The sequence below is a fragment of the Neobacillus drentensis genome (genome assembly GCF_036962765.1).
Classification (GTDB): Bacteria; Bacillota; Bacilli; order Bacillales; family Cytobacillaceae; genus Neobacillus; species Neobacillus drentensis_C.
The window spans coordinates 1-13,988 of sequence record NZ_JBALOS010000134.1 but is presented as its reverse complement, the minus strand read 5'-3'; the positions used below and the strand labels follow the sequence as shown (position 1 = coordinate 13,988).

The window sequence follows — 13,988 nt, the reverse complement described above, 5'->3', positions numbered from 1 at the left end:
TTGATTAAGCCAACGACACCAGTGAAGACTTTAGGCTAAAATCAAAGTATTCTTGTGCGTTGTTATAGGAGATATCCTGGACAATTTGACCTAACCATTCTAAATCATTTGGGTATTCTCCATTTTCGACCCAAGTACCAACGATATTACACAGTATTCTTCTAAAGTACTCATGACGACTGTAGGATAAAAAGCTCCGTGAATCGGTAAGCATGCCGATAAATCTGGATAATAATCCAAGATTACCAAGGATTTTCATTTGAGCAACCATACCATCAATATGATCGTTAAACCACCAGGCCGAGCCAAACTGTACTTTAGACGGGATCCCGCCTTCTTGGAAATTACCGGCCATCGCTGCCAGCACTTCATTATCTTTCGGATTCAAGCCATATAGAATCGTTTTTGGAAGCTGTTGGTCCTGATCAAGCTCATCCAATAATAACGAGAGCGGAACAGCAATAGGCTCATCCCTAAAAGAATCTACACCCACATTCGGTCCAATCGCATGGAACAGACGAGTGTTGGCACTTCTCAATGCCCCAATATGGTATTGCATGACCCAGCCACGCTTGTGATAGGCTTTACCTAGACTTACAAGTAACTGTGTTAGAAATTGATGGTTCTCCTTCAATGAAATCGACTCGTTGTTCAAAGCTTTTTGCACAATTTCATCGAGTTCTTGTTCCGTCGCTTTTTCATAGACAACGGTCTCGATACTGTGATCGGATAATTTACAACCGATTTCCGTAAAATAATCAATTCGACTCTCTAAGGCATCGATTAGTTTGGTGAAATCGGTAATCTCAATCCCAGTCAACTTTCCTAGCTTACCTACATAATCCACCCATGACTTCGATTGTTGAATTGCCATCACAAAGTCCGGCCGAAAAGCTGGCAAAACTGTGGTTGAAAAATCGGTGTCCTCTTGTAATAACTTGTGATAACACAAATCATCAATCGGATCGTCTGTTGTCCCGATAAACGCGACATTTGATTGCTCAATTAAACTTCTTGCTGAAAAATTTGGGCTCTGGATTTTCTCATTACAGGCCTCCCAAATTTCTTTGGCAGTGGCTCCCTTTAAGATGGTGTCCACATTAAAATATTGTTTTAACTCCAAATGTGTCCAATGATACAGCGGGTTTCCCATTAATTTTTCTACAGTTTCAGCCCATTTGACAAATTTTTCGTAGTCATCGGCTTCCCCCGTAATGTAGTATTCTTCTACTCCATTGGCTCTCATCGCACGCCATTTATAATGGTCGCCGCCTAGCCATAATTCTGTGATATTTTTATATCTTTTATTTTCATAGATTTCGCGTGGGTCTAAGTGACAATGGTAATCATAGATTGGCATTTTTTCAGCAAAGTCATGATAGAGCACTTTTGCCGTTTCCGTTTGAAGCAAGAAATCTTTGTCCATAAATGCTTTCATTTGATTCGCCCCTCTTATTAATTCGCCTTTGAACGAGGATAGTCAGTTGGTGTGTGGCCACCCCATAGCTTTTCATATTTATAGCCTGTAAGTGCTTCTACTACTTCTTTTGTTTTTGGATTAACATCTTCTTTGCGTCCATTGTTTTTCAAGCGGCTGATTTCATCCACAAGAATACTATGTGTTTCTTTATTTAATTTAAAGGTGAAAGCCGCAATTAACGCAACAAGTAGTAATCCAACCACTCCAATAAGCATGATGCCTACAATTGTATGAACCGCTCTTTCTGGTTGTGTGGTTGCTTTTTGAACAAAACCGCCGCCTTCCAAGATGGCGCCAACTAAGAATGTAGCAAGTGCAACGGAAGATTTTCTAAAGAATGTCATAACAGAGGCAAAGATCCCTTCGCGGCGCTCTTTCGTAATCATTTCGTCTACATCCGGAATAAATGGAAAGACGTTCCAAGGTACGAATTCTAACATACTTCTTCCAATTTGATATACGAATGAAATAATACCTAGCGTCAGGATTAAGTTACTTGGATGGAAGTAATAGACAGCCCCATATCCAAATACACAAAGAATCATCGTTGAATAAGAAATTTTCGCCAAATTAGCTGGTCCCATTTTGATCATTAAGAATCCATAAATGATGGCACCAGGAAGTCCAATTATACTAAAGGAAAGTAAATTGGCCGCCACTTCTGACGTACTATTCAATGCATAGACACAATAGAAAACAAACACCGCGTTAAACGCATCTTTAGCCGTCATGGAGCAAATATAGATTAATAAATGCTTACGGAAACTTTTTACTTTAAATGTCGAAGCAAAATCAACTAGTGTTTGGGTAATCACTTTTACATTTTCAGCAAAGCTTTTCTGCTCTTTCTTTTGATGCGCAAATTGCTCCATCGTCTCTGGCGATACTTCTCGTTCCCATGTAGAGCGGAAAGAGATAAAGACACAAATAGCGAAGATGACAGCGAAAAGGGCACCGTTAATCAAAAATGCCGTCGGACTATCTTGCCCTAACACACCAAATAATTGACCTGGAATAAATGTAGCTAAAAAAGTCCCCGTACCTGAAATAAACATTCGAGCGGTTGATAATTTCGTTCTCTTATCAAAATCAGTTGTCATTTCTGATGGCAGTGTTTCCCAAGGGATTAATACCATGGCCGCGATAATTTCAAATGCTAAGTACGTGAGTAGGTAATAGAAAAAGTTCATTCCTGATACCCAAAGTAACACGTACACAAGCATTAACGGGGCGCCCAACAGTAAGAAAAATCTACGCCGTCCATATTTTCTTCCCAATTTAAATTTAAAGAAGTTATCTGAAAAGCTTCCCATAAATAAACTGACGACGGCGTCCACAATCCGCGCAATCGCGATAATGGATGCACCTTCAACTGGTGTTAAGCCCGCAAACGTCGTAAAGAAGAATAGCAGCCAAGCCCCAATAATGGTAAAGGCTCCACCGCCCATCATATCGGTTAAACCAAAGCCAACACTAGTTTTTAGCGAAATTTCCTTATTCATTCTCGGCATTATAACGCCTCCTATATTTCGTGAGTGATACAACATAGAAATAGGTAAAACGCTTTCATTAACAATGTAAGAAAAGGAACAATTTCGGTCATATTCCTTACTTACTTCATGATAGACTACTAATCTTAAACCGTTTGCAATGTTTTCTTAGGAGCTGCTCCATTTTTCAGTAACACATTTGTATCCCAAGCACCTTGTAAATACATGGCGCCTAACGCACGATCATATAAGCCATATCCTGGTCTGCATACTTCATCCCAAATATGTCTGCCATGATCCGGGCGAATATACCCATCAAAGCCATTTTCATAGAGGGCATTCACGATGCCTGTGATGGGTAAAGAACCATCGGCTACTCGGTGGGAGGATTCAATAAAGCTCCCATCTTCAAAATGTTTTACATTGCGAATATGGGCAAAAGCAATCCGATCCGCGAAGGAATGGACGATATCCACCAAATCATTAGCTGGATTTCCTCCTAACGAACCAGAACAGAAAGTTAACCCATTGGCTGGACTATCTACTGCACTTAACAGCCGCCCAATATCCTCTTTGTTTTTTACAATCCGTGGTAAACCAAAGATAGAGAATGGCGGATCATCCGGATGAATGGCCATCTTAATTCCAAATTCTTCTGCAACCGGGCATACTTCCTTCAAGAAGTAAGTCAAGTTCTCTAATAAATCCACTTCGGAAATATCCTTATATAGATCAAAGAGACGCTGTAAATCGGTTAATCTTTCAGGTTCCCAACCTGGCAGGGTGAAATCTTTTGCGTTTTCTTCCATATTCTTTACGACCTGTTCTGGTGTTAACGCGAGAACTTTTTGGGCATCGAAGAATAAGGCGGTACTTCCATCCTCCGTCTCTTTAAATAAATCGGTCCGGAACCAATCAAATACCGGCATAAAGTTGTAGCATACAACTTTCACGCCAAATTTGCTTAAATTTTTCAATGTTTCTTTATACGTTTCTATATATTGTTCTCTTGTTGGCAATCCAAGTTTAATATCCTCGTGAATATTGACACTCTCAACTACTTCGGTATTTAATTTGTACTTATTAGCTTGCTTTACTACTTCTTCGATCTTTTCAACCGGCCAAACCTCTCCGACAGGCACATCATGCAGCGCCCATACGACTCCTTTGATTCCCGGAATCTGGCGGATTTGTTTTAACGTAATCGAGTCATTGCCCTCTCCGTACCAACGAAATGTCATTTGCATCTTATTCTCTCCCTTGTGAGCGCTTTCTCACTTCTCAAAAAAATAAATACGATTTCTAAACCTGTGAATAAAAATATTCAGGAAATTCTTGCAGTAAAATGTCTTTTTCAGATAGCATCAATCGCAAATGTTCCTTCATAAGAGCTTCTGCTTTTTCTTTATTTTTTTCTGAAATGGCTTGATAAATTTCTTTGTGATGGGCCAGTAATAAAGCCCAATCCAAATCTTTTGTGTCGATTATTCTTAGCATTCTAAATCGATTTAGATGACCGGCCATATTTTGAATCATTCTCCATGTACGTTCTTTTCCACAAGCGATAAATAGTTCCTTGTGGAAATTTTCATCCAAGTTAATGAATTTTTCGATTTGTTGTTTCTCTATATGATTGCTTACAAGATGCTCTTGCATTTTTAAGTTGACTTCTAAATTAAAGGCGGATTCTTCCGAAATGTTCTCACAGCATAATCCTACAATGTTTGTCTCAATGACCTCTCGAACAAATCGGGCCTCCTCGGCAAGATCCAAATTAATTAACGAGACGAAGGTTCCACTTTGCGGGATGATGGTTAACAATTCTTCCTGGGCTAATTTTAAGAAAGCTTCTCTTATCGGCGTCCGACTAACTTTCAAACGGTCTGACATGGTCTTTTCAGAGATTTTTGTACCAGGAATTAATTTTAATTTTAAAATTTCCGCTTTTATTTCTTCATACGCAAATTCTTTTGCAGTTACGGTGTTGTTTAGCATTCGTTATCCTCTTCTCTTTTCTATACTGCAATAAGTATATCAAATGAGAATTGTAAGATGTACCTCCTTTTCGGGATTGATTGGCATATTAGTATATTAATATGGTAGTTGTGAATTCATTATAAAGCGGCTGTCTTTTTTTTGCAAGCGCTTTTCTGTAGTTATATTTACTATATTTTCGGATATAGCCATAAAAAAAAACGAATCCATCAATGAATGGGATTCGTTTCCTCAAAAGTTTATGCTTCTTTTAACGTCCGTTTTAAAAACTCTCTCGTCCGTTCTTGTTTTGGATGGCTGAAGATTTCCTCTGGATTTCCTTCCTCCGCAATCACGCCCTTATCCATAAAGACAATACGATCAGAGACTTCCCTTGCGAAATCCATTTCATGCGTTACGATTAGCATTGTTAGACCCGTTCCGGCTAGTTCCTTCATAACTTTTAACACTTCGCCTACCATTTCAGGGTCGAGTGCCGATGTTGGTTCATCAAATAACATCACGTCCGGTTCCATCGAAAGCGCCCGCGCAATCGCAACCCGTTGTTTTTGACCGCCTGATAATTGTTTTGGTTTGGCGTTAATATAGCGATCCATTCCGACAATTTTCAAGTATTTCATCGCTACTTTTTCTGCTTCCTCTTTGGAGCGCTTCAAGACTTTAATTTGGCCAACCACACAGTTTTTGAGGACATTGTGATTATTGAACAAATTAAAATGTTGGAAAACCATCCCCAAATTCCTGCGGTAGGAGAAAATATCATGCTTGTCATCTAAGATATTTTCGCCATGATAAATAATTTGACCGCCGCTTGGTCTTTCTAAGAGATTGATACAGCGAAGCAGCGTAGATTTACCAGATCCAGAGGAACCGATGATACTGACAACTTCCCCTTTTTTCACTGAAAACTCAATGTCCTTTAACACTTCATGATTTCCAAACGATTTATTTAAATTTTTCACTTCAATGACGTTTTCCATGCTCTCTCCTCCTTCTGCTAAAAATTATTTCGTTAGCGGTGTTTCCTCACTCAGCACCGTGTAATTGTCTGATCCCTCTAATTTTCTTTCAACATAAAGTAGAATTCTCGTGACAATAAAGGTCATCACAAAATACATTACGCAAGCTACGAAGAATGATTCAAAGTATCTAAAGTTGTTCCCTGCTACTGATTTTGTTAAAAAATAAAGTTCTGATACTGAAATAACATTCAGAACCGAAGTATCTTTAATATTGATGACAAACTGGTTGCCCGTTGCTGGTAAAATGTTTCGAATTACCTGTGGCAATACGATATTCATCATCGTTTGCAAATGATTCATCCCAATCGCCTGCGCTGCCTCAAATTGTCCCTTATCAATCGAAACAATTCCCCCCCGGACAATCTCTGCCATATACGCCCCGGTATTAATCGAAACGATAATGAGAGCCGCAACCATAACATTCATATCGATATTAAACGCTAGAGCAGAGCCATAATAAATGACCATCGCCTGAACGATCATCGGTGTTCCGCGGAAGAACTCGATATAAATAGAAAGGATAACATTAATCACTTTTAGAAGAGCTTTTCTTGATCCACCTGATGGGACAGGAATAGTCCGGATTACCCCCGCCATCAAGCCAATAATTGCACCCAATATTGTCCCAATCAGTGAAATATAGAGCGTGGTGCCCGCCCCACGAAGAAACATAGGCCAATTTTCTGAAACGATTTTTATGATCCAATCGATACTCATCTTTCTCCCCCTTTGTCTCATCATCATAAAACCGACTGCATAGAGATACAGCCGGTTTTATGATTCCATTATTTTGCTGCAGGTTGATTCTTAATAGCCTCATCCATGATTTGTGTACGTGATTCTTCTGAAATACCTTTTAAAATTTCATTGATTTTATCGATACTTTTATCGCCTTTTTCAAGACCTACCGCAATCGCTGTATCATCTTCTGATGTTTTAAAGCCATCTTTAAATTCAACCATCGCAAATTTATCGTTTGCACTTGACGCACTAACTGCTTCCGGACGTTCTGAAACGTAGCCATCGATAATTCCTGATTCAAGAGCTACCCTCATGGCCGGGAAGTTATCCATGGCAGTCGCTTTTTTTACGCCTTTAATTTGGTCAATGACGGAATAGTGGAACGTATTTAATTGAGCTGTTATTTTTGCCCCTTTGAAATCTTGGATGGAAGTGGCACCTTCATATTTTCCGCCTTTTTTAACCACCATAACTAGATTGGATTTGTAGTAGTTATCGGAAAAGTCGATGGTCTTTTTGCGTTCCGCTGTTGGTGACATCCCTGCGATAATCGCGTCGATTTTCCCAGAAGTTAAAGCTGGAACAAGGCCGTCCCATTCTGTTTTTACAATCACTAATTTTTTCCCTAAGCCATCAGCAATTTTTTTGGCGATTTCAACATCATAACCACCAGCATATTGTTGAGTGCCTTGTATTTTCACACCGCCATTTGAATCATCATTTTGCGTCCAGTTAAATGGTGCATAACCTGCTTCAAGGCCTACCTTAAATGTATTATCATCTGATGATCCAGACTCTGACTTATTACTTGAACCACATCCAGCTAATACGATCATTGCTGAAAGCAGTAATACTAAAAATAATGATGCTTTTTTCATGTAAGTATTCTCCTCCTATTAATTTCAGGCATTTTAACACAACAAAAAACGACCTGAGATAAACTCAGGTCGCTATATATGCGTAGTTGCCCTTAAGTCCTCTCTTTTCCCAGGTGAGATAGCACAACTCAATAAACTAGGGAGTTTATTGAGACAGTCCTGCAATTATTCACTGCAGACCCAGCAAGTAATAGTGAGACTATTACTAACTTCGGCGACATTTCCTTCTCCTTAGTATCACTGCTTCTCAAACTCCACTAAAGACTGTTAAATATCGCGCCTCTACCTCACTAAAAAAGTGAGGTGATATTAAATTATTATAATTAATAGACTACTATATTCAGTTAATTATGTCAATATAGCATATTGTGGCAATGGGTCCCTTTATAATTAATACTTTCGCTTGTAATTGAATAAACATGTACAAGCGAAAGGGGAAAACCCATGGACAATCAGGGATTCTTAAATTTTATAATCTATAAATTACTATCCTTATCCATTCAGTTCATCGCACTTTATCTCCTCAACCTATTATGTGAATGGTTTGCAGAGAAAAAGGGCTACAACATCTTTGAAAGGTCTTGGTTAATCACGCTAATCTCTTTGCCCTTACTAACTTTGATTATTTGGACGATCATTATCGGTAGATTCCATTTGTTTTAAATGATTTATTAGGTGAAAATGCTAAGTTCTTACTTGAGAGTGACAAGGTGCAGCGATAACTTGGTTTACATTTTTTTCGGTAATCATTTCTGAAACTAGGCTCTTTTCTTACTTTAAAAATACTTATTAGTTTTTTATTTCGTCGCCCCCTATTCGTTACCGTATACGAGTTTTTTCACCCATGACGGGCACGATTAGCTTCTATTCGTTACCGTATACGAACTTTTTCATCCATGACGGGCACGATTAGCCTCTATTCGTTACCGTATGCGAACTTTTTCATCCATGACGGGCACGATTAGCCTCTATTCGTTACCGTATTCGAACTTTTTCACCCATGACTGGCACGATTAGCTTCTATTCGTTATTAACTTAGTAAATATATCGGCTATAACTCTTCTAGTGATTGGTTGTCTTGATGTTTGTGTATCATCCTAAAAAGAGAGAAGTGCGTCAACACTTCTCTCCCGAGTAATTTCAAGAACAAAAAGGATTTTAGAGTTTCACCCTAAAATCTTATTCCTTACAAAATGTTAAAAATAATAGAGTGCATTTACTTTTAAAATATAATGAGTGGCAGCATCTGGTTGAAACTTTCTATCTATTAAAACCGTAGTAAATAGTAAAATCTGGAATGGAATGTGGGGATTCGGATGAAGACGAAAAATAAGCTAGTGCGGATGACAAAGGTCCTTTCGCTGGCGTTTGGCATTTTCCTGCAAATTTATTGGTATAAGATTCGGAGAAAACCGAAAGCCGAGTGGGAAAAACTTTGGGGGAAGATCGGAGCACGGTTTCGACAAACCCTGTTTGATTTAGAAGGCTTGCTGATCAAAATCGGACAGATCCTAAGCACACGTGCTGATTTGCTGCCTCCTGCCTTTATCCATCAAATTGAAGACCTAACGGATAAAGTCCCCCCCTCAAACTGGCACGAGATTGAGGAAATTTTAGAAAAAGAATGGGGAAGCTTGTATCAGCAGCACTTCCAATCGATTGAAAAGACAGCGATTGCTTCCGCATCCATTGGCGAAGTCTATAAAGGTGTACTCCGGGATGGAACCGAAGTGGCGATTAAAGTAAAGCGACCGCATATTGATTCCATTGTCGAAACGGATTTTCGGGTTCTAGGTATTGTGATGTGGTTTGTGGATCATCTAGTTCCCCTTCCAAAAGGATTTATGAATTTCAAAGTTCTTTTTAAAGAAGTAAAACTAGTGATTGAACGCGAACTGGACTATTCCCAGGAACTGAACACCATCGTGACGTTTAAAGAGCGCTTTAAGGATATCGATATCGTCCAAATTCCGTCTGTGTATGCTGAGTTGAGTACGCCAAATGTACTGGTCATGGAGTGGGTCGAGGGATTACGGCTGACCAATAACGATGCCATCGACCAATTACCCGTGAGCCGCCAGGAACTGGCTCAACGGCTGATGAAGGTCTTCCTCCCTCAATGGATGGAACCCGGTCCCTTTCATGCCGACCCGCATCCCGGCAACGTTCTTGTCTCAAAGGAAGGAAAGATCATTTTACTAGATTTCGGAATGGTCGGAGAACTTTCCAAAAAGGATGCCGGTTATTTCCAAGGTTTAATTGAAAGCTTTCTCGCCAAAAATTATCCGAAGGCCGTCGATTGCTTATTCCATTTAGGCGTTTTGCTCCCTGAGGCTGAATCCAGAACCATCGAACGGATCTTAGCGGAATTCATCACCTTCCAGCCATCTCAATTAAAAGAAATGGACCTTCTCGCCTTTAAAATGGAAATCAATGATATGATTCAAGCGCTGCCCATCCAAATTCCGACCAGATTTGTCTTTTTAGGCCGGTCGATTGTCACGATTGAAGGGATCATCCGCAACCTAGCGCCAGAGGAGGAACTCTTAGAGTTAGGGAAACCTGTGTTTATGGAGTGGTTAAACAAACAAGGTAATAATAAATGGCTGTTCGTCTGGCAATGGCTCCAATCCCAGCCAATCTTTAAAATCTTTCATTCCGTAACAGAATTCCTGAATGCACCGCAAAAATTAGAGCAGTTAAAAGAAGTCGAACAACGAAGGCAATTCCAATTCACCATCTATGAAAATACCAAAAAACAGTTATTTCAATTAACCCTGTTCGGATTTACGGGAATAGTTGCAGGGATCTATACCTCTCTCGACCTGATCTGGCAATTATCGGCCGGAGTAGCTGCCGTCTCGCTTGGCGGTTATGTTATTTGTAGTTATAAACTCAAAAAATGGATGAAGTACATGCATGAAAAACGGAGAGTCTAAATGTGGCTAGATGGTATATCAAGCTGCCAACATTCCCAAATGGTACCTAAAAAGGGCTCCATCTCTGTGATGGGGCCCTTGATTTCTACTATTTTTTCATAAATTAACTAGGATAACGCTCATTACTCAATCTAAACAGACTTAGGCTTTTTGATGAATAATGACAGGACAACATTGACCACCGCTAATAGTAAACTAATGGTAAACACGAGGGATGATCCCGCTGCTGCTGCTTGAGCTGGTTCATTGACAACTGCCGCTGAGTGACTAGTCTGCTTCGCTGATAGAATCGATACCATTACCGCAATACCAACCGCGCCAGCCACTTGTTGGATTGTTTGAGTTAAAGCAATTCCATCCGGATAGTACTGTTTCGGAAGAGAATTTAGTGTGTTGGTTTGGACAGAAGCAAGTACCGCCCCAATTCCTAACATCATGACAATATGAGTGACAACAATCACCCATAATGCCGTGTCTGTACCAAATTGGGCATAGATGGCATAACCAATTGCTACTAAAATTGTTCCAGGTGTAATAACCGCTTTCGGACCATATTTATCAAATAATCGACCAATGGTTGGCGCCAAAATACAGTTTAGTAAGCTGCCTGGCAGTAAGATCAGACCTGTTGTGAAAGCTGCAATGAATAAAGCCATTTGCATATACATGGGTAGGATGACAAGCATGGATAACATATTAAAAAACGTGATAAAACTCATCACGACCCCAAGAACGAATAGTGGGTAATGAAATGCTTTTAGATTCAGCATTGGATTGTCCATTTTCGTCTGACGAATCGCAAATGTAAGGAGTGCTACGGCTCCAATAATGATGGATCCGATAACCGATGTACTCGTCCATCCGAACTCACCAGCCATACTTACTCCGTAAACCACACCACCGAAACCAATCGTCGAAAGAATAACAGAGATTCCATCAATCGAAACCTTGCGGATCTCATTCACATTCGGTAAATAAGCAAGCCCGAAAATAAGTGAGAACAGTAAGAATGGGATGGTAACCCAGAAAATCCAATGCCATGATAATGTATCTAAAATAAGTCCGGCTAAGGTTGGACCTAATGCTGGGCCAGCTAACATAACTAAGCCCATAATCCCCATCGCGCCGCCTCGTTTATTTGGCGGGAAGATGGTAAAGATGACATTTTGCGTTAGAGGTAGATTAATAGCTAATCCGGCTGCTTGAATGATTCGTCCTGCCAATAAAATAGCAAATGAAGGAGCTGCCGCTGCTAAAATCGTCCCGATAATCGTTAGCGATACAGCTGTTATGAACATTTGCCGTGTCGTAAATTTTTGCATCAGAATTCCTGAAACGGGGACTAAAATACCTAACGTAAGAAAATAGGCTGTTGCGAGCCATTGGATCGTTGTAGCATTGACTTGGAAGATTTGGCTTAATTGTCCTAAAGCTATATTTAATGCCGTTTCACTAAAAAGACCGACAAAACCTGCTACTAATAGCGCAGCCATAATCGGACCCGTTTTGATCTGTTTATTTATCAGAGAGTCTGTTTGGATTCGTTGATTCTGAGCTATTTGATTCACTTTTTAAAAACTCCTTCAATAGTAAAATTCGTTTACCCCTTTTTTACCTGTTGCTGAAAAAGATTGGTCGTGATTTTGTTTATCAGCAATGATCCACTTCCGTCGTACACCCCCTGATACTAACGGCCTGTTAACTATATCAAAAATTTTTTCTCTGTGTCAACTTGGTTGACAAAATATTTCCTCTGCGTTATTATCAACTTAGTTGACGTCATAAATTGGGAGTGAACAAATGTTTAATAATGGAGATTTGGTCATCTATTCCGCACATGGCATTTGCAAGATTGATGATATTTGCGAGAAAACCATTGCAGGTATGACAAAAACTTATTATGAATTACATCCATTGGATCATAATCATCAATTAACGATAAGTGTCCCTGTTCTAAAGGACTTTATCTGGCGGTAGTGAATGAATCAGGAAAAAAAAGAAAAACCCCCGCTTCGTCAACTAAATGAACAAAGCGGGGGTTTTTCTCATTTATCTTATTCCCCATTCTAACTTCAATATCTCTTTAAGAATCGTTACTTGGTCAAACCCTATTTTTTCTGCAATTTTATTCTCAAGTTGGGCTTTAAGAGCCGCGTTTTTTTCGTAGCATTCTTCGCCTAAAGAGGTTAACTGGATACACTTCTCTTTTTTGTTGTTTTCAACATTTTTGATTTCAACTAAACCTTTTTCAGAAAGCTTTTGAATAAACTTATGTATCGCCTGACGCGAAATTTCTACATTTTTTGTAACATATGAAATGCTAGGATTTTTTTTATAAATCCTCGCCATAATATACCATTCGGAATTGGAAATATAAATCTCACTTTGATCATTCCAGGCTTTCTCCGAAATTTTCCTAACCAAACTATGCCGCTCACTTATTAAGTCGATAAGATCTAAATTTTGTAATTCAGAGTTCGAAATCAAACGATTCACTCCAATCATCATCTTCGCCACTTACTATACAAAAACAGGTATGGGATGTCAATTTGGTTTACTATGAATGGCCTGATAAAAGCCATTCTTTAATAGAATGACCTTGGGTTGTCCGAATGCGAGGCCTTTTCGGACTGCATCAGCAGGAAATCAATCATGAATAATTAATTCTAACCATTCATCCGTTTCTTTAAAACCAAACTTCTTATATACAGGTCTACCCATTTTTGAAGCCCCTAGCCAAATTCTTGAAATAGCAGAAGTTTTGGCTTCATCCACTAATTTAGTCAAAAGATTTGTTGCAATTCCTTGTCCACGGTAATTTTCTTTCGTATACATATTCGCAATATAAGCCTTTTTTCCACTTTTATTGGTATATGAAGGTGGAAATTCATAAAAAATTACTGCCCCACAAGCAATAATTTCGTCATTATTTTCTACTAGCAACTGTATTAAAGAACCATCACTTAGTTTATTTTTAAAGAAAACATATAGTTCAGTATCGATGTCTATATTGGGTTCGATCCCCTCATCAACTAGTTGCTTTTTTCTTAAATCAATTAATTGATCAATATCATTGATAGTTGCTTTCCGATATATTAACACCAAACCACTCCTTTATATAAATTGACTCAAGCATCGTTTTATCCTGAAAGAGTAATTTACAAATCGATTTGTCTAAATACCTTTGCGGGATTACCACCGACTATTACGTTGGCAGGTACATCTTTTGTTTGTTCTTCACCTATGACAATAACAAATAACTAAGGTATCCACCAACTTAAGGGTGGATATTTTTCGATATTGGGAACTATTTTATCTCCCACCTATTTTGTTAAAGTACTGCACCCGTTACTTTAATCACAATCTTTAAATCAGTGATAAAAAAATAAAAAAACTAGTAAATTCGTAAATTCCTTTCTCTTTTTTTTGCATACATTATTACT

12 protein-coding genes and 1 riboswitch are annotated in these 13,988 nt (G+C 39.0%); of the genes, 2 read left to right on the top strand and 10 right to left on the bottom strand.

Annotated features, from left to right (window positions below; genetic code table 11):
• Nucleotides 1-4: 4 nt before the first annotated feature.
• The 7 genes from uxaC to V7137_RS17095 all read right to left on the bottom strand — a co-directional run bounded on the left by uxaC (nucleotide 5) and on the right by V7137_RS17095 (nucleotide 7,606).
• Complete coding sequence (gene uxaC, locus V7137_RS17125) at nucleotides 5-1,438, bottom strand: glucuronate isomerase (protein WP_335699209.1); 1,434 nt, start codon at nucleotides 1,436-1,438, stop codon at nucleotides 5-7.
• A 17-nt stretch (nucleotides 1,439-1,455) separates the two neighbouring features.
• Nucleotides 1,456-2,991: an MFS transporter gene (locus V7137_RS17120; RefSeq protein WP_335699208.1), complete on the bottom strand. Its 1,536-nt coding sequence runs from the start codon at nucleotides 2,989-2,991 to the stop codon at nucleotides 1,456-1,458.
• Between the two features lie 125 nt (nucleotides 2,992-3,116).
• On the bottom strand, nucleotides 3,117-4,217 hold the full coding sequence (gene uxuA, locus V7137_RS17115; RefSeq protein ID WP_335699207.1) for a mannonate dehydratase: 1,101 nt from the start codon (nucleotides 4,215-4,217) through the stop codon (nucleotides 3,117-3,119).
• A gap of 55 nt (nucleotides 4,218-4,272) precedes the next feature.
• A complete protein-coding gene (locus V7137_RS17110; RefSeq protein ID WP_335699206.1) occupies nucleotides 4,273-4,965 on the bottom strand; it encodes a GntR family transcriptional regulator in 693 nt (230 codons plus the stop codon).
• A 239-nt stretch (nucleotides 4,966-5,204) separates the two neighbouring features.
• Nucleotides 5,205-5,945, bottom strand: coding sequence for an amino acid ABC transporter ATP-binding protein (locus V7137_RS17105; protein WP_335699205.1), 741 nt, complete (start codon nucleotides 5,943-5,945; stop codon nucleotides 5,205-5,207).
• A gap of 24 nt (nucleotides 5,946-5,969) precedes the next feature.
• The gene (locus tag V7137_RS17100) at nucleotides 5,970-6,704 is read right to left on the bottom strand and encodes an amino acid ABC transporter permease (RefSeq protein WP_335699204.1); all 735 of its coding nucleotides are present in this window, start codon (nucleotides 6,702-6,704) and stop codon (nucleotides 5,970-5,972) included.
• A 68-nt stretch (nucleotides 6,705-6,772) separates the two neighbouring features.
• Nucleotides 6,773-7,606, bottom strand: a complete 834-nt coding sequence (locus V7137_RS17095) for a transporter substrate-binding domain-containing protein (protein ID WP_335699203.1) — start codon at nucleotides 7,604-7,606, stop codon at nucleotides 6,773-6,775.
• Nucleotides 7,607-7,717: 111 nt separating this feature from the next.
• Nucleotides 7,718-7,899, bottom strand: a riboswitch (Lysine riboswitch).
• 1,023 nt (nucleotides 7,900-8,922) lie between these two features.
• Here V7137_RS17095 and V7137_RS17090 point away from each other — a divergent pair.
• Nucleotides 8,923-10,545 carry an ABC1 kinase family protein gene (locus V7137_RS17090; RefSeq protein ID WP_335699202.1) on the top strand — a complete coding sequence of 541 codons (1,623 nt, stop codon included), beginning with the start codon at nucleotides 8,923-8,925 and terminating at the stop codon, nucleotides 10,543-10,545.
• 131 nt (nucleotides 10,546-10,676) lie between these two features.
• On the opposite strand, the gene V7137_RS17085 is transcribed toward V7137_RS17090, so the two are convergent.
• Complete coding sequence (locus V7137_RS17085; RefSeq protein WP_335699228.1) at nucleotides 10,677-12,038, bottom strand: DHA2 family efflux MFS transporter permease subunit; 1,362 nt, start codon at nucleotides 12,036-12,038, stop codon at nucleotides 10,677-10,679.
• Nucleotides 12,039-12,345: 307 nt separating this feature from the next.
• Between V7137_RS17085 and V7137_RS17080 the strand changes: the two genes are divergently transcribed.
• On the top strand, nucleotides 12,346-12,522 hold the full coding sequence (locus tag V7137_RS17080) for a CarD family transcriptional regulator (protein WP_335699201.1): 177 nt from the start codon (nucleotides 12,346-12,348) through the stop codon (nucleotides 12,520-12,522).
• A gap of 72 nt (nucleotides 12,523-12,594) precedes the next feature.
• Here V7137_RS17080 and V7137_RS17075 read toward each other — a convergent pair whose 3' ends face one another.
• Nucleotides 12,595-13,050, bottom strand: a complete 456-nt coding sequence (locus V7137_RS17075) for a MarR family winged helix-turn-helix transcriptional regulator (RefSeq protein ID WP_335699200.1) — start codon at nucleotides 13,048-13,050, stop codon at nucleotides 12,595-12,597.
• Nucleotides 13,051-13,191: 141 nt separating this feature from the next.
• Nucleotides 13,192-13,647, bottom strand: coding sequence for a GNAT family N-acetyltransferase (locus V7137_RS17070; protein ID WP_335699199.1), 456 nt, complete (start codon nucleotides 13,645-13,647; stop codon nucleotides 13,192-13,194).
• Nucleotides 13,648-13,988 lie beyond the last annotated feature (341 nt).

Coding starts and splice junctions, on each gene's coding strand:
- uxaC (WP_335699209.1), bottom strand. CDS start 1,438: ATGAAAGCATTTATGGACAAAGATTTCTTGCTTCAAACGGAAACGGCA.
- V7137_RS17120 (WP_335699208.1), bottom strand. CDS start 2,991: ATGCCGAGAATGAATAAGGAAATTTCGCTAAAAACTAGTGTTGGCTTT.
- uxuA (WP_335699207.1), bottom strand. CDS start 4,217: ATGCAAATGACATTTCGTTGGTACGGAGAGGGCAATGACTCGATTACG.
- V7137_RS17110 (WP_335699206.1), bottom strand. CDS start 4,965: ATGCTAAACAACACCGTAACTGCAAAAGAATTTGCGTATGAAGAAATA.
- V7137_RS17105 (WP_335699205.1), bottom strand. CDS start 5,945: ATGGAAAACGTCATTGAAGTGAAAAATTTAAATAAATCGTTTGGAAAT.
- V7137_RS17100 (WP_335699204.1), bottom strand. CDS start 6,704: ATGAGTATCGATTGGATCATAAAAATCGTTTCAGAAAATTGGCCTATG.
- V7137_RS17095 (WP_335699203.1), bottom strand. CDS start 7,606: ATGAAAAAAGCATCATTATTTTTAGTATTACTGCTTTCAGCAATGATC.
- V7137_RS17090 (WP_335699202.1), top strand. CDS start 8,923: ATGAAGACGAAAAATAAGCTAGTGCGGATGACAAAGGTCCTTTCGCTG.
- V7137_RS17085 (WP_335699228.1), bottom strand. CDS start 12,038: ATGGCTGCGCTATTAGTAGCAGGTTTTGTCGGTCTTTTTAGTGAAACG.
- V7137_RS17080 (WP_335699201.1), top strand. CDS start 12,346: ATGTTTAATAATGGAGATTTGGTCATCTATTCCGCACATGGCATTTGC.
- V7137_RS17075 (WP_335699200.1), bottom strand. CDS start 13,050: ATGATTGGAGTGAATCGTTTGATTTCGAACTCTGAATTACAAAATTTA.